Raw genomic sequence first — 18,978 nt, 5'->3', positions numbered from 1 at the left:
CATAGGGCGAGAACAGGTACATATCCTCGTTGTTGCGGGCCAATTCGAAGGTGATGTCAGGGATGACGACTCCCAGCGACAGGGTCTTGATGCGTACCTTTTCGTCGGCATTTTCGCGCTTGGTATCGAGGAAGCGCATGATGTCGGGATGGTGAGCATGCAGATACACCGCCCCGGCGCCCTGCCGCGCACCCAGCTGGTTGGCATAGGAAAAGCTGTCTTCGAGCAGCTTCATCACCGGCAAGACGCCCGATGACTGGTTCTCGATCTGCTTGATGGGGGCGCCCATCTCGCGAATATTTGTGAGGCTCAGGGCCACCCCGCCGCCGCGCTTGGACAATTGCAGGGCCGAATTGATGGCGCGGCCGATCGATTCCATATTGTCCTCGACGCGCAGCAGGAAGCAGGAGACGAGTTCGCCGCGCTGCTTCTTGCCGGCATTGAGGAAAGTGGGCGTCGCCGGCTGGAAACGGCCGGCCATGATCTCGTCGACTAGGCTGCGGGCGAGGTTTTCATCGCCCCGCGCCAGCGCCAGCGCCACCATGCAGACGCGATCCTCATAGCGCTCGAGATAACGCTTTCCGTCGAACGTCTTGAGGGTGTAGCTGGTGTAATATTTGAACGCGCCCAGGAAGGTTGGGAAGCGGAACTTCTTGTCATAGGCGTGATCGTAAAGATCGCGCACGAAGTTGAAGGCGTACTGATCGAGCACGTCCTGCTCGTAATAGCCCTCCTCCACCAGATAGGTGAGCTTTTCCCGCAGATTGTGGAAGAACACCGTGTTCTGGTTGACGTGCTGGAGGAAATACTGGTGCGCGGCCTGCCGGTCCTTGTCGAACTGGATGCGGCCCGCATCGTCATAGAGGTTCAGCATGGCGTTGAGCGCGTGGAAATCCAGCGCCTGGTCCTGCGATTTTTCCACCGGCTTGGCCGGGCGGTCTAGTGCGAGCGTGTCCAAAAGAGTTCAAGTCCCTGTCTGACAGTGGCGACATCGTCATCGGTGCCCAAAAGCTCGAAGCGATAGAGCAGGGGCACGGCGCATTTCTGGCTGACGATGTCGCCGGCAATGGCGTAAAAGGCGCCGAAATTGGTGTTTCCCGCGGCGATGACGCCACGAATTAGGCCGCGATTGGCCTCGATGTTGAGAAAGCGGATCACCGGCTTGGGCACGGCCCCCTTGCCATTGCCGCCGCCATAGGTGGGCAGCACCAGCACATAGGGAGCCTCGGCCAGAGGCGGTTCGCTTGCGGCATCGACCGGCAGGCGCTGCCCCCCGAACCCGAGCTTTTCGACAAAACGCAGGGTGTTTTCGGAGGTGCTGGAATAATAGACGAGCCCGCCCATGGCCGGCTCAGGCCAGCGCGCCGATCATGTCGGGGCGGAAGCCGGCCCAATGGGTATCGCCGGCGACCACCACGGGCACCTGGCGATAGCCCATCTGCTCCACCCGCGCATAGGCGTCCTCATCTTCGGAAATATCGATGATGGTGTAATCGAGCCCCTTGCGGTCGAGCGCCTTGGTGGTGGCGGTGCACTGGACGCAGGCGGGCTTGCTGTAGACGGTGATGCTCATCGGTGGTTCCTCGACTAGGCTCTAGAAGCGAGGCGCGACGACGAAAACGCGCGGCAAGGCATGGCCGCTCGTTCGCCTGACCGGGCACCCCGCCGGTGGACGTATGTGTTCGAGGCAGGTCTCCTGGCTCACGAGTCGTCGCCCTTGCCCGGCCTTCCCGAGCCGCATGGGCTCAGTGGCATAGTCGAACAAGAACTCACCGTTCACAGTTGCGGGGGCAGCTTCGGCATGGTTCGGCGCCTAAGGCGCCGCTGTCACCGAATTCCCTCTTAGCTTCCAATCCTTGCGAATCGGAGGCACCTCAAACGCTATATATAGTAGGTCCGCATTTGCGCGCGCGCAATCGCTTCGAGAGGGCTTGTCACCGAAATGGATTCAAAAGCCCAGGGCGACACCATCCTTGCGGTGGTCGGAGGCGCCCCAGAGCAGGCCCTTTTCCCGGTCGATCCAGATGGCCTGGCAGCCCCCAAGGGGCTCGCTGGCCCAGCGTGTCCTGTGGCCACGCCGTTCGAGCTCGATGCGCACATCGTCCCCGATGGTGGGTTCGAGCGTGATGGCGCCCTCGGTGAAGAAGCTGCGCGGCTGGTCGCTGGCCTGCTGCACATCCAGGCCGCGATCGACGATCTGGGAGAGGATGTGCAGGTGCCCGACGGCCTGATACTGGCCACCCATGACGCCATAGCTCATCACCACCTGCCCGTTCCGGCGGACGATAGCGGGAATGATGGTGTGGAGCGGGCGCTTGGCCGGCCCATAGGCATTGGGGTGGTCCGGCACAAGGGAAAAGCCGGAGCCGCGATTGTTGAACAGCACGCCGCTTTGGGCGGCATAGATGCCGCTGCCAAAGGCATTGAATACTGAATTGATGAGGGAGATGGCATTGCCATCGGCGTCGACCACGCTGACATAGACCGTGTCGCGATGGACCGGAAAATCGTAGGTCTCCACCGGGCTGGCCCGATCCAGCGCGATGCGCTGGCGCAACTGCGCCATGGCGCTTTCGGAAAGCAGGGCATCGACGCTCAGCGGCATGGCGGCCGGGTCGGCGATATATTGGTCGCGCAGGCGATAGGCAGCCTTGGTGGCCTCGGCCAGCAGATGGATGCGGTCGGCCTGGCTCAGTTGCGGATCGGAAAGATCGAAGCCGTCGAGAAGGCGCGCCAGCACCAGCGCCGTCAGCCCCTGTCCGTTGGGCGGGCATTCGAGCAGTTCATAATCGCGATAGCGGGCGCTTATGGGCGCGCTTTCCAGGCTGACATGGCCGGAAAAATCGGCCAGTTCATGGGCACCGCCTACGGCCCGCAGGGTGGCGACCATGTCGGCCGCGACCGCGCCGGTATAAAAGGCATCGCGCCCCTCGCGGCCAATGCGGCGCAGGGTGTGGGCCAGCGCTGGATCGGCGAGGCGGTCGCCGATATCGAGCGGCCGGCCCTGCGGCAGGAATTGCGTGGCGGCCGGCGGATGGCCAGCGAGGCGATCGGAGTAAACCCGCCAGTCCAGCGCGACGCGCGGAGTGACGGTGAAACCGTTTTCGGCGGCGGCAATGGCGGGGGCGAGGACGGTTTCGAGATCGAGCCGGCCATGAGCCGTGCTCAGGCGGCACCAGGCATCCACGGCACCGGGAATGGTGACGGCATGGGCGGACCTGTCGGGAACACTGGCGTGCCCGGCTTGCAACAGGGTTTCGAGCCGCGCGGCGGCCGGCGTGCGGCCCGAGCCGTTGATGCAGACCGGCTCCGCGCCAGCGGGCGCATAAAGCGCAAAGCAATCGCCGCCAATGCCGGTCATATGCGGGTCGATGACGCATTGAAGGGCCACGGCGGCCAGCGCCGCATCCACCGCATTGCCGCCGGCGCGCAGCATGTCGAGCGCCACCAGCGTCGCCTGCGGATGGGAGGTGGCGGCCATGGCCTTTTCGGCAATGGCAACCGAGCGGCCCGGCACCATGAAATCGCGCTGCTGCATCCTGCCCGATCCTGCTAGAGGCGCTTGCCCGTCTGCCCATCGAAGATATGGACGGCCTCGGGCATGGGCGACATGGCGATGCGCTCGCCGGGGCGGGCGGTGAGCCGCTCGCGGAAGACACCGACCACATCGTCATCGCCGAGCTTGCCGAACAGCTGGGTTTCCGAGCCAGCGGGCTCGATGACCGCCACATCCACGGGAACGCCATCGGGATCGAGCCGGAAATGCTCGGGACGCACGCCATAGGTGAGCGGCTGGCCGGGCGCGGCATCGGGCATTGCGGCCAAAGGCAGCAGCGCACCGGATCGGGTGCGGAACTTGCCGTCCTCGATGGTGCCGGAGAAGAAATTCATCGCCGGGGAGCCGATGAAACTGGCGACGAACCGGTTGGCCGGACGATCGTAGAGTTCGAGCGGCGGGCCCATCTGCTCGACATTGCCATCGTTGAGCAGCACGATCTTGTCGGCCATCGTCAGGGCCTCGATCTGGTCGTGGGTCACATAGACGGTGGTGGTGCCCAGGCGCTGATGCAACGCCTTGATCTCGGTGCGCATCTGCACGCGCAGCTTGGCATCGAGATTGGACAGGGGCTCGTCGAACAGGAACACCTGCGGGTCGCGCACGATGGCGCGGCCCATGGCGACGCGCTGGCGCTGGCCACCCGAAAGCTGCTTGGGGCGGCGCTCCAGCAGCGGAGCCAGACCCAAAATGTCGGCGGCGCGCTCGACCTGGGCGCGGATTTCGGCCTTGGGCACCTTTTTGAGCTTGAGCGAGAAGCCCATGTTCTCGGCCACGGTCATATGCGGATAGAGCGCATAATTCTGGAACACCATGGCGATGTCGCGCTCCTTGGGCGGCACGGCATTAACCACCTTTCCGCCAATGCGCACCTCGCCATCAGAAATGGATTCGAGCCCGGCGATCATGCGCAAAAGCGTGGACTTGCCACAGCCCGAGGGGCCGACCAGCACGACGAACTGGCCATCCTCCACGTCAATGGAGACGTTCTTGATGACATCGGTTGCGCCATAGCTCTTGCGCAGGCCGCGAATTTCAACGGAAGCCATCAGCCTCTCCTAGGATCCAAGAACGGCCGCGAGCCGCAGGAGCACGGCTGCGTCGCGCCCCGCCCCGCCGGCATCGGACAGCACGGGGGCGCCGGTGTTGATGGAACTGGCGAAGGCCATGAGCTCCTGGGTGAAGGCATTGGCGCCCTTGGGCTCCCAATGCTCCACCAGCGTCTGGCCGTCGGCGCCGACGGTGCGGGCGGTGAGGCTGGCCAGTTGCGCCTTCTTGTAGGGCGGGGGCAGGTCTATGCGCAGGCTGCCATGGTCGCCATAGATCTCCACCCATTCCTCATAGTCGGGGAAATGGGTGAGCCAGTTCCAGGAGATGACCCAGTCGGGCCCGCCAGCGATACGGCCGAGCAATTGCAGCTTAGGCGGCTCGGACCGCTGGGAGCCCGGCGCATCCTGATGGCCGGAGATGACCTCAACGCTGTCTTTTGGAAACAGGGCGCGAAGCACGGCGGTCTGGTGGCAGACCGAGCCATGCAGCACATTGCGGAACAGCACCGGGTCGATGCCGGCCTCGGCGGCGATGGCGGCCTTGACCTCGGCCTGGTTCTGGGTGCGGGCAGCCTCGAGCTGGTCCTGGGTCACATCGGAGAAACGCTTGATGCCCAGATCGTCGGTCTGGCGCTCGTCGGAGGGATGCAGCACGGTCATGCGCACGAGGCGCAGGGGGCCGATGGCCTGCATGCGGCGACGGGCCTCGGCAATGGCGGGCTCGTACATCTTCATGTAGCCCACCTGAAGCACCAGCCCCTTTTCGGCGGCGAAGCCAGCATCGCGCGCGGCAATGGCCGGATCGTAGCTGTAAGGCTTTTCGGCAAAAACGTGCTTGCCGCTTTCGAGGGCCTGGCGGGCGATCTCGGAATGGGCGCCCGGGGTGCAGATCAGCACCGCGTCGACCTCCGCATCGGCCAGGACCGCGGCGGCGTCACTGGTGTAGCGGGCGCCAAGCTCTTCGCCCATGGCCCGGGCCAGACCCGCCGAAAGATCGCAGACATGGACCACGCTGAAACGCCCGCGCAAGGGCCCCAATATATTGGGCAGGTGAACGCTCTGGGTGATGAGGCCGAGGCCGATAATGCCCAGGCGGATGGGCGCAGCAGTCTGCGTCATTTTACGGCTCCTTCCAGCAGTCCGCTCATGAACCGCCTTTGCAAGAGGAAATAGGCGATCACCACCGGCAGCGCGACCAGAACGGCGGCGGCGGCGATGACCTCGGGTTCGGTGGTGCGCTCGTTTCCGGCAAAGAAGGAGAGCGACAGCGGCGCCGTCTGCACCGCGACATTGTCGGGCATGAGCACCAGCGCCAGCATGAACTCGTTCCAGGTATAGAGGAAAATCAGGCAGCTCAGCGTCATCACCGCGCTCATGCCGAGCGGGGCGTAGATATGGCGCAGGATGTCGAACTCCCCTGCCCCATCCAGCGCGGCCGCCTCGGCCAGGCTTTCGGGGAGCTGGGAGAAATAATTGGCCATCCAGAAGGTCGCCAGCGGCAGCGAGCTGGCCACCTGCGGCAGGATCAGCGCCCAATAGCTGTTGAGCAGGCCGGTGGCGGAGAAGAAATTGTAGAGCGGAATGATGCGCGCCTCGGAAGGCAGCACCAGCCCGATCATCAGCAGGGCGAAGACGAAAACCCGCCAGCGGAACTTGAGCACCGACAGGACATAGCCGGCGAGCACGGCGGCCACCGCCGTGGCGCCCACCACCGAAAAGGCGACCAGCGCGCTGTTCCAGAGCGAGCGGCTGAAGCCGCCGCGCGTCCAGGCGCCGATGAAGTTTTCCAGCGTCCAGCCGGTGGCGGCGCTGCCAGGGGCCGGCGACAGGGCGTGCAGCGCCACGGAAACGAAAGGATAGAGCGCGACGAGCGCCCCGATGATGAGCACGGCATGGCCGGCGATGACTTCCTTGCGTGATTCCATGGTCAGTCCCGCGACCTCAGCAGACGGGTTATGGCGCCCGTCAGAACCAGAATGAGGATGGTGAGCACCACGCTGGCCGCTGCGGCGAAGCCGACATTGCGGGTGACGAAAGCGCCTTCATAGATGAGATAGCTCGGAACCAGGGTCGAGGTGCCCGGCCCGCCCGAAGTGGTGTTCCAGACGATGTCGAAATTGCGCAGGGCATTGGTGACGGTGAGGACCAAGGCAATGGAAATCTCGCCGCGCAGTGCCGGCAGGGTGACAGCGAAAAACTCCTGCACCGCATTGGCGCCGTCGAGCCGGGCAGCTTCGTAAAGCTGGGTATCGATCTTCTGCGCGCCGCCGATGAACAGCACCATGCACAGGCCGAAATTGATCCAGGTGCCGATCAGGCCCACCGAGATCAGCGCGGTGTCGAAATCGCCGAGCCAGGCGCGGGTGAGGCTTTCCAGGCCCACCAGATTGAGCACGGCATTGATCGGTCCGTCATAGGCATAGATCCAGCGCCAGGCGACGGCGACCACCACGGTGGCCAGAATCTGGGGCAGGAACAGCACGGTGCGGAACATGGCCAGCAGGCGAATGCGAATGCGCGTCATGATGGCGACGATCAGCAGGCCGATCAGCACAGGCAACACCGCATAAAAGACGATCATGATAAGGCCGTGGCCGAAGACCGTCAGGGTCTGGGTATTGGTGAAGACCGAGACGTAATTGCGCAGGCCGACCCAGCGCGCCTGGGTGATGCCATCCCAGCTCAGGAAAGAGAAATAGGCAGTCTGGACGAGCGGCCACAGGCAGAACAGGGCGTAAACCGCCAGCCCCGGCGCCAGATAGAGCAGATGCCGCCAGGCAAAGCCGCCGATTGCCGGCTCGGCAGACCCTGAGGTCTGCCGAGGGGCGTTGTTGTTTTGCGATTGCGACGCAAGGGTCATTGGGCGAGACGCTCTGCCTGGTAGGGCTCCCAATCCTGCTGGACGGCAGCGATGAAGGAGTCGATGTCGGTGCGGCCGGCCAGCAGCATCTGGGCCTGGGTGCCCATGGTGCGCTGCATGGTCGGGGTCGCCCAGTCGAGATAGCCTACAAACTCGCCATCGGCAAAGAGCGCGCGGGCGGCCGCAAGCTGGGCCTCATGCATCGAGCCGGTGGGGGTCACCGTTTCGAGATTGGCATTGGGCAGGCGGCTCACATCGGCATAGGCCTGGGCGAAATCCTTGCTCAGCATCATGCCGAGGAAAGCCAGGGCCGCCGGCTCCAGCTCGGTCTTGGCGCTGACGTGCCAGGGCGTGCCGAACGTGCCGGTGGTGACATATTCACCCCCTTCGCCGCGCAGCAGGGTAAAGCCGAAAGCATCCGGATCGACCGCCGCGAGGCGCGCGCCGTTGAACGAGCCACCGAGGAAGAACACGCCCTCGCCGCCGCCAAAGGCCGCCACGGCGTCGTCGAGCGAGCGGCCATCATAGCCGCGGCCGAAATAGCCGGCGTCGCCCCAACCCTTGAGGGTTTCGAGCGCCTTGCGTATGCCCGGCATGTCGAAGGTCGAGCCTTCCTTACCGGCGATCCAGGCATTGACCTCATCGACGCCCGAATACATGTCGATGAGAATGCCCAGGACGTGCGAGCCCAGCGGGTACTGCGCGGCGTTGCCGAGCATGATGGGCAGCTCGCCCGCCTCATTGGCCTTGACCAGAGCGGCTTCGAGATCGCCGATGGACTGGGGCGGCTCGATGCCGAGCGCTTCGAGCTTGGCCTTGCTGTAGAACAGGCCCAGCGGCTGGGTGGCGCCGCCCATGCCGTAGATGTGGCCTTCGCCCCAGGCGGTGCCTTCGTCGTTCCAGCGCATGGAGGCAAAGCCGCTGGCCGGCACGCCCTGGTCGATGCCATAGGCAGTGATGAAATCGTCGAGCTGGCGCAGCAACTTGGCCTTGACCATGGTGCCCATGATGGCAAAGCCCTGGTTGCCGTTGGTCACATCCGGCGGGGTGTTGCTGTTCATGGCGTTGACGACGGTGCCCATCAGGTCGCCCCAGCCCTTGAGGGTGAGTTCCACCGTCACATTGGGATAGGTCTCTTCATAGAGCGGGATGAGCTTGTTGAGCATGGCTTCCTCGCCAGCATCGGCCCAGACGCGCAGGGTGACGTCACCCAGCGCCGCGACATCGTCCACGCTCAGCGGGGCGGTGATCTCGGCGGCGATGGCGGTGGACGCCATGCACAGGCTCAGCGCCGAAGCGGCGAGCATCAGGTTGAAATTCCGTCTTTGCATTTTCGTTTCTCCTATAACTTCCATGCGTTTCACCAATCGGCCCGGGCCCTCACCCAGTGCAGATTCTCTTGTTGTTCGGCATCGACTGCCGCATGATCGTGGCCGCCATCGGGGCGGCGGTCCTGCTCCACCACGATCCAGCCGCGATAATTCTGTCGCCCCAGCGCGCGCATGAAGGCCGCCAGGTCGAGATCGCCCGCATCCAGGCGCGTGGAAGCATCGGCCATGCCGAAAACCCGGCCGTCCTCACTGGCGGCGCGGACCGGAGCCATGGCCACATTCTTGATGTGGATGTGATTGACCCGGTCGCCCCAGCGGGCCAGCAGATCCAGCGGATCGTCACCGCCGGCGGCGGCATGGCCGGTATCGAGCGTCATGGACAGCTCGCTCCCCTCCAGCAGGCGGTCGACCTCATGAGGCTGCTCGACATGGGTGCCGGTATGGGGGTGATAGGACACCATGAGCCCGTAATCGGCGGCGATGCGGGCGGCGTCATTCATGCCCTCGATCAGCACTTTCCACTGACCGGCATTGAGGTCGAGCTCGGGATGGCGGGTGCCGCGCATCACATGTTTCTTGATCTCGGGCTCGGTTTCTTCGGCGAGGATGACCGGGCCTGACTGGGGAAAGGCGGCAAGCGTGGCGCAGACCGCGCGCAGCCCTTCGATATCGGCGGCCATGACCTCGGGGCCATGCAGCGGACGCAGCGGCACATAGGCGCCGGCCGAGCGCAGGCCGAATTCATCGAGCGTCGCTACCGTGCCGGCCGCATCGGGGCCGAAAAAGCCCAGCGGGCCCAGCTCGACACCGTCATAGCCGGCCTTTTGCAGAGCCGAGAGAATATCGCGCGGCGTGCGGCCGGCGGGAAGGCTATGCGGCCCCCACACGCCCCAGGTAACCGGCGCATTGGCGATGAGAACGGACATGTCTAGGCTCCTTGGGCTTTTGCCGGGAATGCAGACCCAGCCAGTTGCCGCGCGCGGTTGATGGCGCCGCTGACGGGAGGATTGGCCAGCATGGCCACGGTGGTGCCATCGCCCAGGCGCTGGGCGACGGCGGACGAAAAGGCATCGAACAGAGCGGGTTGGTTGCGCAGTACGCCGCCGGCGCACACCACGGTGGAAACATCGCCGCCGCGCTGGCGCAACTGCTCGATCAGCCGAGCCATGGCCTCAGCCTGATCGAGAATGATGCGGCGGGCGCGAACCGAACCGGAAGCGGCCGCCTCGAACACCACGCGAGCCGCCTGCGCCCAGAGGCGGGGCTCGACGCTGGCCAAGTGATAGGACCACGCGTGAGGATGGGTGACACCCAGGGCCTGCATCAGCGCGGGCGCAAGGCAATCCTGCTCGGCGCTGTCATAAGCATCGAGCACCTGCCGCGCGGCATCGCGCACGAGCCCGACCGCGCCGCCTTCGTCGCCAAGTACCCAGCCCCATCCGCCAACCGTCACCGCGCCGCCATCGGCCAATATAGCGGTGGCCGAGGAGCCGGTGCCGGCCACCAGCCCGGTGCCGGAGCTCAGACCATGGGCCAGCACCAGCAGATGAGAATCGTTGAGCATCTCGACCAGCGGATAATGCCGGCGCAACGGCGCAATCAGGGTATCGTGCTGCTCGGGGCTGTCATTGCCGTGAACGCCGGCGACGATCGCGGCCGGAACCGGCATGCCGGAGAGTTCATCGCGCAGAAGCTGCGCCAGCGCCTCAGCGCGCGCGGCGTCGGTCATGGCGGCCCAGCCGGTATTGCCGTGGACACGATCGCCCAGCACCACGCCGGCTGTGGTTTCGATGCGGATATGGGTCTTGGTGCCCCCGGCATCTATGCCGACAAGCACCCGCCCCGAAGCCGTGACGCTCATGCGGAGGCCCCGACGCGGTCGGTCTTGGTGTCGAGACGGATGAATACGGGCTCGTTGATGTCGATGCCGCGCAGATCGGCGGCGTGCAGGGTCAACCGCTGGGCCAGGAAACTGCCGACAATGGCAAAGCCGATGCCTTCGCTGACCGGAACCGGCAGCTCCAGCGTCAAAAGGGTGGGAACGCGCGGAGTGCCGCCGCCCAGGCCGGTGACATAGGCGAGCCGGTCGGACTGCTCGGCCAGTTGGTCGATGAGAAGCGCTTCGCGCGCACCGCCGAAAACGACATGCCCGGCCTTGCCGGCTGCATCCATGGGGCCATGCAGATATTGGCGGGTTTCCATGCCGGTCGCCATGAGCCGCGGGCCTTCGCGGAACATCAGCGCCGCCTCTTCGGCGATGGAGGCCGAGGGCGCGGGGGCAACGAAATCGACGCTTGGACAGGCGATCAACTGGCCGGCAAGGTCGCGCAGCGCATCGTCGGCGGCCATGATCCGAGCCATGCCGGAACCGATCCAGTCCTGCCAGCGGGCGAGATCGTTCCGACCTGCCCAATAATCGGCCAGAAGGCCCAGCGCCAGCATGGTGCCGGTGAAGCTGACGAAGGACACGGAACTGTCGGACAAATTGCCCAGATTGAGCCCCTGCCCGCACACTTCACCCAAGGGAGAGGGGTGATAATTGGTTACGGCGAGATTGTTCTCACCCTTGGCGCGCGCCGCCAGATCGACCACCTCGGCGCTGCGGCCGCTCTGGGAGATGAAAATCACCATGCCATCGGAAAGAGCGCCATCGAGCGGCCATTCGCTGGCGAGGAAACGGGACGCCTTAATGCCGTCCTGGCGCAGGCGATAGACCGGCGCGGCGGCGGCGGCATGGCTGGCCCCGATTCCCAGGATGGAAATGTCGGCGGGCCTTTGCGGTTGGAGGGCCCCGATCTGCTCCCAAAGGCGGGGCACCATAGCCACCAGGGCTTCAGCCTGGCCGGCATAGGAGGCCGCTGCGCTGATCCATGCGCGCTTGGGGTAGATCGTACCGGACAATTGGGGCCTCCATAATTCTGTTATTTTTTAAAGTTACAAACTTTAATAAATAGGTCAAGTGCCCAAAGCGGATTGGCGTGCTACGACTTTTGGAGGGAATCAGGGGGAAACGCCCATGCAGGAGCTGGCCGACGCCAGGATTTCGGACGTTGCGCGCGCCATCTTCGCCAGCCTGGCCCGCGCCCGCCAGGCGACGCGAAAAATGATTGCCGAGGATGTGGGCGTGAGCCTGCCGACGGTGACGACGGCGCTGGCCGAGTTGAGCGGCGCCAGGCTGGCCACCGAATTGCGCCGGGAACAGGGCGCACGCGGACGGGCAACGCTGGTCTATGGCATCAGCCCACTGGCGGGCTGGATCATGGGCATCGATATCGGCGCCACCCAGATCACGCTTGTGGCAATGGGCCTGGACGGCACCGAGCTGGACCGGCAGAATCTCGACCATGGCGGCGCGCCGCTGCAAGCGGCGGGGCTGGCAGGTGCGCTGGCGCAGAAGGCCGCCGCCCGCCAGGGGGGCGCCGCTCCATTGCGGGCAGTGGCGCTGGCGCTCAACCAGATCGTGCCGCGCCGGCTGGATGGGGGCGAAACGCCCACCGTCCCCCACGCCATGGTGGAACGCTTCGCGACGGCGGCGGCGCTGGACGCCACCGTTCCGCTGCTGGTGGAAAACAACGTCAATTGCGCCGCGGTGACCGAGCATCAGCACGGGCTGATGCGCGACCACGCCGACGCGGTCTATTTCCAGATCGGCGTCGGCATCGGCGTCGGCATTTTCTGCGACGGGCGGCTGATCCGGGGCGGGCACGGGGCCAGCGGAGAGCTGGCGCAGGTGCCCGTTTCATGGTCGGCGGACGTGGATTCGCCGCGCAATGCCATCGAGACCGCCTATGGCTCAACCGGGCTGATCGCGCGGCTGCGGCCTTTCTGGCCGAGCGGCCTGTCCATGCCCGGCAGCATCACCGAAGTGCTGAACGTAGCGCTGGATGAAATCGCCCAGGCACGAGGGATCATCACCGAGCATGGCATTGCGCTGGGACGCCTCGCGGCTGCAACGGCGACCCTGCTCGACCCCTCCATCCTGGTCATCGGGGGAGGCCTCTCGCGCAATGGCCTCCTCACTGAAACCATGGCAGCGGAGTTCGCCGCACGCACCCGCTTCACCCGGATCGACATCAGCCGGCTGGGCCGTCACGCCACCGCCGATGGCGCCGCCATCATCGCCAGCGAATATCTCAACCGCAAGATCGCGGACCGGCACTACCGGACCACGATCTCCAACCCACCGGTATGGACGCCGGCGGCTTAGTGGCTGTTTTCGAGCCGCGCCACGACCTGTTCCAAAGTAGCGATGAAGCCGGGCCAGCTGGCCTGGGCGCCCTGGTAGAACTGCTGCTGGTCGGGCGCGAAGCCGGATTGCTCCATGCGCAGATGCGTGCCTGCCGCGCTGGGCGTCAGCGTCCAGGTGACGATGCTGTCGAGCCCATAGGCAGCCCAGCTATAGACCAGCGACCGATTGGGCTCCACCGACCGGACCTGGCAATCGACCGCCCCCCAATCCCCGCTCAGCTTGAAGGCATGGCCGACCACGGGGCTGAAATCATTGGTCATCAGCCATTCCGCGATCAGATGTGGCTGGGTCAAGGCACGCCAGATCCTTTCGGGCGGAAAGGGCATGTCGCGTTCGACGACGACGGAAAGCGTTTCGGGGTTGGTCATTGATCCATCCTTTTGAGCAGGTCTTCGAGACTGTCGAGCCGATGATTCCAGAAGGAGGCCATCTGGCCGGCCCAATCCGTCAACGGCGTCAGCGCACCGGGAAGCGCGCGATAATGCGTGTTGCGGCCTTGCGGCCGATCTTCCACCAGGCCGGCTTGCCGCAGCAGCCCGAGATGGCGTGACACCACCGGCTGGGACACCCCGGCGCCCGCTGTAAGCGAAGCCACGGTCTGCTCGCCCTCGCGGCACAGCCGCTCGAAAAGGGCGCGCCTCGTGGGGTCGGCAAGCGTTTTGAAAAGCAGATCGGGCGCGGGCAACATCGGAAATCCATAGCTGTATGGCTATGGATTATTCATAGCCATACAGCTATGGATAAGTCCAGCCCAAAGGCGTCGATTAAGAAAATATTCTCTACCCCGGCAAGAAGGCCCGGACCGTGGTTGCTCTTGGCAAGATGTGCTCTCGATAATTCGCCCCGCAATTTTGGAAATGTTTCAGGGGGAATGCATGATCGGATTTGGCAGATGGGCGCTGGCCGCCGGCGCCGCCTTGTGCCTGGCGCTGCCGGCAGTGGCGCATGGGGAAACCGAAGTGGAGGTGCTGACGCCAGGCGCGGCGGCGGGCACAGTTCTGGGCGAACATCGCTTCGTGCTGACATTCGAGCCCACGGCGGTGGACGGCATGGGGCTGGTCCGCTCGAAATTCCAGCGGGAGGGGGTTTTCGCCGAGCTTCTGTCCGACATGGCCGACCAGATCGCCCTGCCCCAGGACATTCCGGTCACCTTCACCGATTGCGGCGGCGCCAATGCCTATTGGTCGCCGGCGGAGCGAAGCCTGACCATGTGCTACGAGCTGATGGCCCTCTATAATACCAGCTACGCCCATATCGAAGGAGAGGAGCAGGCCTTTCTGAAGGGGCTGGAAGCCGAGGACGTGCTGATGGGCACGACGCTCTTCATCCTCATGCACGAGCTGGGCCATGGGCTGACCGACGTGTTCGACTTGCCGATCACCGGCAAGGAGGAGGACGCGGTCGACCAGTTTGCCACGCTGGCGCTGATCGGGGCTGATGAGGAGAGTGACAGCTTCGAGGAGCGACCCTCGCGGCTGGCGCTGCTCGGGGCCTATTTCTTCATGCAGCTCGCAAGCGAGCCGGCGGAACTGACCCGCGACATCTTTTCGGACGAACACGCCCTGGGCCAGCAGCGCTATTATGACGTGATGTGCCTCGTGCTGGGGGCCAATCCGGACCTCTATGCTCCCATCCTCACCCCAGGCCTGATGATGGTTCTGGAAACGGCGGACAAGAGCCCCGGCCAATTCGACGGCGAAAAGGTTCAGGACTGGCTGCGCAAGACCGACGCGCTCAACATCCTGCCCTACAGCCGCGCCGTGCGCTGCCCCGCCGAATACGCCCGCTACAATGCGAGCTGGGACTTCATGTTCGACACTTTCATGGTGCCGCAGGGCCAATAAAAAGAACCGGCGCCCCAAGGGGCGCCGGTGCCGGTTCGGTCAGAGCCAATAGGGGGCGACACCGTAATAGTCGTGCAGGCGGCGTCCGTTTTCGGGAGTCCAGTAGCTCTCGTCTTCATCCGCATAATGGGGGGCGCCTTCGATCTGCTCACGGGTGAGATCGACGCGATAGCCGCCCAGGCTTTCGTCATAATTGAGCTTGGACCAGGGAAGGGGATAGTGATCCTCGCCCATGCCCAGGAAACCGCCGAAGCTCAGCACGGCGTAGGACACCTTGCCGCTGCGCTTTTCGACCAGGATACGCTCGATGGTGCCGATGCGTTCGCCCGCCGGGTCAAACACCTTGGTGCCTTCCACCTTGTCGGAAGCGATCAGGTCGTGGGTTTCCTTGACGTTGGCATCGCGGTTGCGCATGTCGTCATAGGCCATGTTCTTGCTCCTTGGGTTTGAGTATGCGGGGGCAACGCACCCTCCGTCGGCCCAGTTCCCCGATTGTGAAACTGTGATCGCGCCCGCCCGTGGCGGAACCGTGTGGACGATCGGAGCATTCCTCCTGCGGGCCATAAGGCCCGAAACGCAGCGGCGGAGGAAGCACGATGGCAGGCAAGACCGATCTCAAGGCGCCCGATGTTGCCGTGGTCGATGCATTGGTGGATGAAACCGGAGCGCCGATCGTGGTGCCGGAAGGCTCGCCCCTGAGCACGACCGACGCTCTGGAAGAAAGCGTGGGCGCGACCAGCCCGACCGGCTGGTGGTTCTATGGCGTTCTGGCGCTGGCCATCGTGATCGCATTGCTGCTGGTGCTGCAAATGCTCAACGGCGCGCCCGGCACCGCTACCCAGCCCAGTTCGCCGACGGCGCAGCCGTTGACCGCACCGCAATAAAAAAGCGCAGCCCGGAGGCTGCGCTTTTGCTTTCGGGCGCGACAAACGATCAGCCGTTGATCGGCGCGATCTGGATTTCCACGCGGCGGTTCTGCGCGCGACCGGTTTCGGTGGCGTTCGAGGCGATGGGGCTCATCGAGCCCTTGCCCTCGATGTAGAAACGGCGCTGGTCGATGCCCTGGTTAGCCAGGATGGTGGCGACCGAAACGGCGCGGCGCTGGCTCAGCGACAGATTGTGCGAATCCGAGCCGGTCGAATCGGTATGGCCGTAGACGTCGACGATGGTCTTTTCGAACTTCTTGAGCACGAGGGCCACCGAGACCAGGGTCTGGTTGAACTGGGGCTGCACATTCGACTGGTCGGTGGCGAACGTGATGTTGGAGGGCATGTTGAGGATGATGTTCTGCCCCACGCGGGTCACCGAGACCCCGGTGCCCTGAAGCTGGGCGCGCAATTCGGCTTCCTGCTGGTCCATATAGGAACCGATGGCCGCGCCGGTCAGCCCGCCCACGCCTGCGCCGATCAGGGCGCCGACGCGCGGATCGCCCCCCACCGCCGCACCGACGATGGCACCGGCGACGGCGCCGCCGCCCACGCCGATCAGGCTGCCGCCAGCCGTGTTGGAAAGCCGGCTCTGGCCGGTATAGGGATCGGTGGTGGTGCAGGCCGTCAGCGCCAGCGTGGCCGCGATGGCGACCAGATATTTCGACTTCATGTGCTATCCCCCTGAAGGATGGTGAGTGGCCGTTTGTTTACCACACTGAATAAGGCAGTATGGTGGTGAACGAAAGTAGCTGAACCGGCAATGAACCGGCCGAAGGCTCAACTATGGGCCCAGCCGCCGTCGACGAGAAATTGCTGGCCCGAAATCATGACGCTGTCCTCGGCGGCCAGGAACAGGGTCATGCGCGCGCAATCGTCGGGATAGACATGGCCGGCCAGCGCCTGGCTGGTCTCGATAGCAGCCATGTCGGCCTTGCTGAGCCAGAGCTCGCGCTGGCGTGGAGTGATGACGGCGCCCGGCACCAGGGTATTGACGCGGATGCCCGACTTTCCCAGTTCCCGCGCCATGGCACGGGTCAGCCCGTGAAGGGCGGCCTTTGCCGTTTCGTAGATGGGAATGGAGGGCGTCAGCACCATCCAGCTTATCGAGCCGGTATTGATGATGGAGCCACGCCCGGCCCTGATCATGCCCGGCGCCACGGCCTGAATGGCGAAAAAGGCGTGGTCGAGATTGACCGCCATGTTCCGCTGCCAATAATCGGATGTCACCTCACGCCAGTCGTGGCGCTGATCGTGTGCGGCGTTGTTGACCAGCACCAGCGCATCGCCGTGACTGGCGGCCAATTCGGCAATGGCGGCCTGATAGGCGGCGATATCGGTGATGTCGCAGGGCAAAAAGCGCACGCTGTCGCCGCCGGCGGCAAGCTCGGCGGCCAGCGCCGCCCCGGCATCGGCATCAATATCGACAAAACCAACCCGGGCCCCCTGCGCCGCGAAATGGCGTACATGGCTTTCACCAATCCCCGACGCGCCGCCCGAAATGATCACGGGAACGCCGGAAAGGCTCGGATATTGGGCAAACTCGGTCATGAAGGCAGTGATCCCGGCAATATTGATGCGGCGCAAGCGAGGATGCTAATGCGGGCGCGGCGCGGCTTCAACCGCCTGCCCCTGCCGATCAAAACCCTCAAAAGCGCGATATTTTTGCCTTCTTGCCGCATTGGCAGCAGCGGCAACGCACTTTAGAATGACTCTTAAGGCTGTGAGGCGCCCGCACCTCGAAACGCTAGGATTCCTTGAGAAAAACGCGCGGCGAATTGACCTATGTCAATGCCGGATCGGGGGGCATAGGTATGGCTTGCAGCCGGGATGGCATTGCCCGCCCTGCGCCGGCACGGAAGGACTTTCGATGGATTATCGCGGCATTTTTGAGGATGCAGTGGACACGCTGCGGGCGGAAAAACGCTATCGCGTTTTCGCCGATATCGAGCGGATCGCCGGCGGTTTTCCCCGCGCCATCTTCCGCGACGACGCCGACAATGCCCGCGAAATCACCATCTGGTGCTCCAACGACTATCTGGGCATGGGCCAGCACCCCAAGGTGATCGCCGCCATGCAGGAAACGGCCGGAAAACTGGGCGTCGGCTCGGGCGGCACCCGCAATATTTCCGGCACCAACCGGCCGCTGGTCGAGCTCGAGCGCTCTTTGGCGGATCTGCATCGCAAGGAAGGCGCGCTGATCTTTACGTCCGGCTTCGTCTCCAATGAGGCCGCCATCTCCACCATTGCGCGGCTGCTGCCCAATTGCGTCATCTTCTCGGACCAGCTCAACCACGCCTCCATGATTCAGGGCGTACGCCAGTCGGGCATGGAAAAGAAGATCTTCAGGCACAATGACGTGGCGCATCTGCGCGAACTCCTGAGCCAGGTCGATCGCAAGCGGCCCAAGCTGATCTGCTTCGAGTCGGTCTACTCGATGGATGGCGACATCGCCCCGATCAAGGAAATCTGCGATCTGGCCGAGGAATTCAGCGCCCTCACCTATATCGACGAAGTCCATGCCGTGGGCATTTACGGACCGCGCGGGGGCGGCATTGCCGAGCGCGACGGCCTGATGGACCGCATCGACGTCATCGAGGGCACGCTGGCCAAGGGCTTCGGCACCATGGGCGGCTATATCACCGCCAACAAGGCCATTATCGACGCCGTGCGTTCCTATGCGCCCGAATTCATCTTCACCACCTCCCTGCCCCCGGCGCTTTGCGCCGCCGCTCGCGCCTCGATCGAGCATCTCAAGGGCAATGGCCTGGAGCGCGAGCAGCATCAGCGCCAGGCCAGGCTGACCAAGGCCATACTGGCCGATGCGGGCCTGCCGGTGATGGAGACAGCGACCCATATCGTGCCGCTGATCGTGGGCGATGCGCGGCTGGTCAAGGCCGCCAGCGACATGCTGCTGGACAAGCACAACATCTATATCCAGCCCATCAACTATCCCACCGTGCCCAAGGGCACCGAGCGGCTGCGCATCACGCCCACCCCGCTGCACACCGACGAGATGATTATCGAATTGCGCCACGCGCTGGTCAGCGTCTGGACGGCCCTCGAAGTGCCGCGCGAAAAGGCCGATGCCGCCATCACCGCCAGCAAGCTGACCTCGGGCGATCTGACCCTGCCCAGCCTGGGCGGGTGATTGCCTCCACCG

Annotated in this window: 22 protein-coding genes and 1 riboswitch; of the genes, 5 read left to right on the top strand and 17 right to left on the bottom strand. The window is 64.5% G+C overall.

The window, feature by feature from the left end; translation table 11 throughout:
- The 12 genes from VDP82_RS03420 to VDP82_RS03365 all read right to left on the bottom strand — a co-directional run.
- Positions 1-958 (bottom strand): ribonucleotide reductase N-terminal alpha domain-containing protein (locus VDP82_RS03420; protein WP_323013437.1); only part of this gene is annotated, 958 nt, incomplete at its 3' end.
- Positions 940-1,344: a class Ib ribonucleoside-diphosphate reductase assembly flavoprotein NrdI gene (nrdI, locus tag VDP82_RS03415; RefSeq protein WP_323013436.1), complete on the bottom strand. Its 405-nt coding sequence runs from the start codon at positions 1,342-1,344 to the stop codon at positions 940-942. The genes nrdI and VDP82_RS03420, both read right to left, overlap by 19 nt.
- 7 nt (positions 1,345-1,351) lie before the next feature.
- Entirely contained in the window at positions 1,352-1,573 is a 222-nt protein-coding gene (gene nrdH / locus VDP82_RS03410) for a glutaredoxin-like protein NrdH (RefSeq protein WP_323013435.1), read from the bottom strand.
- A gap of 95 nt (positions 1,574-1,668) precedes the next feature.
- Positions 1,669-1,892, bottom strand: a riboswitch (cobalamin riboswitch).
- 56 nt (positions 1,893-1,948) lie between these two features.
- On the bottom strand, positions 1,949-3,538 hold the full coding sequence (gene ggt, locus VDP82_RS03405) for a gamma-glutamyltransferase (protein ID WP_323013434.1): 1,590 nt from the start codon (positions 3,536-3,538) through the stop codon (positions 1,949-1,951).
- A 14-nt stretch (positions 3,539-3,552) separates the two neighbouring features.
- The gene (locus VDP82_RS03400) at positions 3,553-4,605 is read right to left on the bottom strand and encodes a sn-glycerol-3-phosphate ABC transporter ATP-binding protein UgpC (RefSeq protein ID WP_323013433.1); all 1,053 of its coding nucleotides are present in this window, start codon (positions 4,603-4,605) and stop codon (positions 3,553-3,555) included.
- 9 nt (positions 4,606-4,614) lie between these two features.
- On the bottom strand, positions 4,615-5,724 hold the full coding sequence (locus VDP82_RS03395) for a Gfo/Idh/MocA family oxidoreductase (protein WP_323013432.1): 1,110 nt from the start codon (positions 5,722-5,724) through the stop codon (positions 4,615-4,617).
- Complete coding sequence (locus VDP82_RS03390) at positions 5,721-6,530, bottom strand: carbohydrate ABC transporter permease (RefSeq protein WP_323013431.1); 810 nt, start codon at positions 6,528-6,530, stop codon at positions 5,721-5,723. Before VDP82_RS03390 ends, VDP82_RS03395 begins: the two co-directional genes overlap by 4 nt.
- Positions 6,531-6,532: 2 nt before the next feature.
- Positions 6,533-7,465 (bottom strand): sugar ABC transporter permease, encoded by a 933-nt coding sequence (locus tag VDP82_RS03385; RefSeq protein ID WP_323013430.1) that lies wholly within the window; start codon positions 7,463-7,465, stop codon positions 6,533-6,535.
- The gene (locus VDP82_RS03380; RefSeq protein WP_323013429.1) at positions 7,462-8,796 is read right to left on the bottom strand and encodes an ABC transporter substrate-binding protein; all 1,335 of its coding nucleotides are present in this window, start codon (positions 8,794-8,796) and stop codon (positions 7,462-7,464) included. The genes VDP82_RS03385 and VDP82_RS03380 overlap by 4 nt, the downstream gene beginning before the upstream one ends.
- A 29-nt stretch (positions 8,797-8,825) precedes the next feature.
- Complete coding sequence (locus tag VDP82_RS03375; protein ID WP_323013428.1) at positions 8,826-9,722, bottom strand: sugar phosphate isomerase/epimerase family protein; 897 nt, start codon at positions 9,720-9,722, stop codon at positions 8,826-8,828.
- A gap of 2 nt (positions 9,723-9,724) precedes the next feature.
- Positions 9,725-10,657, bottom strand: coding sequence for an N-acetylglucosamine kinase (locus tag VDP82_RS03370; protein WP_323013427.1), 933 nt, complete (start codon positions 10,655-10,657; stop codon positions 9,725-9,727).
- Positions 10,654-11,697, bottom strand: a complete 1,044-nt coding sequence (locus tag VDP82_RS03365; RefSeq protein WP_323013426.1) for a hypothetical protein — start codon at positions 11,695-11,697, stop codon at positions 10,654-10,656. Before VDP82_RS03365 ends, VDP82_RS03370 begins: the two co-directional genes overlap by 4 nt.
- Before the next feature lie 115 nt (positions 11,698-11,812).
- Here VDP82_RS03365 and VDP82_RS03360 point away from each other — a divergent pair, with 115 nt between their 5' ends.
- Positions 11,813-13,003, top strand: a complete 1,191-nt coding sequence (locus tag VDP82_RS03360) for an ROK family protein (protein WP_323013425.1) — start codon at positions 11,813-11,815, stop codon at positions 13,001-13,003.
- Here VDP82_RS03360 and VDP82_RS03355 read toward each other — a convergent pair.
- Both VDP82_RS03355 and VDP82_RS03350 read right to left on the bottom strand, forming a co-directional pair.
- Positions 13,000-13,413 (bottom strand): SRPBCC domain-containing protein, encoded by a 414-nt coding sequence (locus VDP82_RS03355; RefSeq protein WP_323013424.1) that lies wholly within the window; start codon positions 13,411-13,413, stop codon positions 13,000-13,002. The genes VDP82_RS03360 and VDP82_RS03355 overlap by 4 nt on opposite strands.
- On the bottom strand, positions 13,410-13,733 hold the full coding sequence (locus VDP82_RS03350) for a metalloregulator ArsR/SmtB family transcription factor (protein ID WP_323013423.1): 324 nt from the start codon (positions 13,731-13,733) through the stop codon (positions 13,410-13,412). The genes VDP82_RS03355 and VDP82_RS03350 overlap by 4 nt, the downstream gene beginning before the upstream one ends.
- 187 nt (positions 13,734-13,920) lie before the next feature.
- Between VDP82_RS03350 and VDP82_RS03345 the strand changes: the two genes are divergently transcribed.
- Positions 13,921-14,889 carry a DUF4344 domain-containing metallopeptidase gene (locus tag VDP82_RS03345; RefSeq protein ID WP_323013422.1) on the top strand — a complete coding sequence of 323 codons (969 nt, stop codon included), beginning with the start codon at positions 13,921-13,923 and terminating at the stop codon, positions 14,887-14,889.
- Positions 14,890-14,928: 39 nt separating this feature from the next.
- Here VDP82_RS03345 and VDP82_RS03340 read toward each other — a convergent pair whose 3' ends face one another.
- Entirely contained in the window at positions 14,929-15,318 is a 390-nt protein-coding gene (locus tag VDP82_RS03340; protein ID WP_323013421.1) for a PRC-barrel domain-containing protein, read from the bottom strand.
- 167 nt (positions 15,319-15,485) lie between these two features.
- Here VDP82_RS03340 and VDP82_RS03335 point away from each other — a divergent pair, with 167 nt between their 5' ends.
- The gene (locus tag VDP82_RS03335) at positions 15,486-15,773 is read left to right on the top strand and encodes a hypothetical protein (protein WP_323013420.1); all 288 of its coding nucleotides are present in this window, start codon (positions 15,486-15,488) and stop codon (positions 15,771-15,773) included.
- 49 nt (positions 15,774-15,822) lie between these two features.
- Here VDP82_RS03335 and VDP82_RS03330 read toward each other — a convergent pair whose 3' ends face one another.
- The gene (locus VDP82_RS03330) at positions 15,823-16,488 is read right to left on the bottom strand and encodes an OmpA family protein (RefSeq protein ID WP_323013419.1); all 666 of its coding nucleotides are present in this window, start codon (positions 16,486-16,488) and stop codon (positions 15,823-15,825) included.
- A 107-nt stretch (positions 16,489-16,595) separates the two neighbouring features.
- Complete coding sequence (locus VDP82_RS03325) at positions 16,596-17,366, bottom strand: SDR family oxidoreductase (RefSeq protein WP_323013418.1); 771 nt, start codon at positions 17,364-17,366, stop codon at positions 16,596-16,598.
- Here VDP82_RS03325 and VDP82_RS03320 point away from each other — a divergent pair.
- A complete protein-coding gene (locus VDP82_RS03320; protein ID WP_323013417.1) occupies positions 17,349-17,522 on the top strand; it encodes a hypothetical protein in 174 nt (57 codons plus the stop codon). The two genes, VDP82_RS03325 and VDP82_RS03320, sit on opposite strands and share 18 nt — an antisense overlap.
- 163 nt (positions 17,523-17,685) lie before the next feature.
- A complete protein-coding gene (gene hemA, locus VDP82_RS03315) occupies positions 17,686-18,966 on the top strand; it encodes a 5-aminolevulinate synthase (RefSeq protein ID WP_323013416.1) in 1,281 nt (426 codons plus the stop codon).
- Positions 18,967-18,978: the final 12 nt, after the last annotated feature.

Origin of the sequence: Devosia sp. (assembly GCF_034675085.1) — a bacterium.
Lineage (GTDB): Bacteria > Pseudomonadota > Alphaproteobacteria > Rhizobiales > Devosiaceae > Devosia.
Note: the sequence above shows the minus strand (reverse complement) of the source record. Positions and strands in the feature narration are given on the sequence as shown.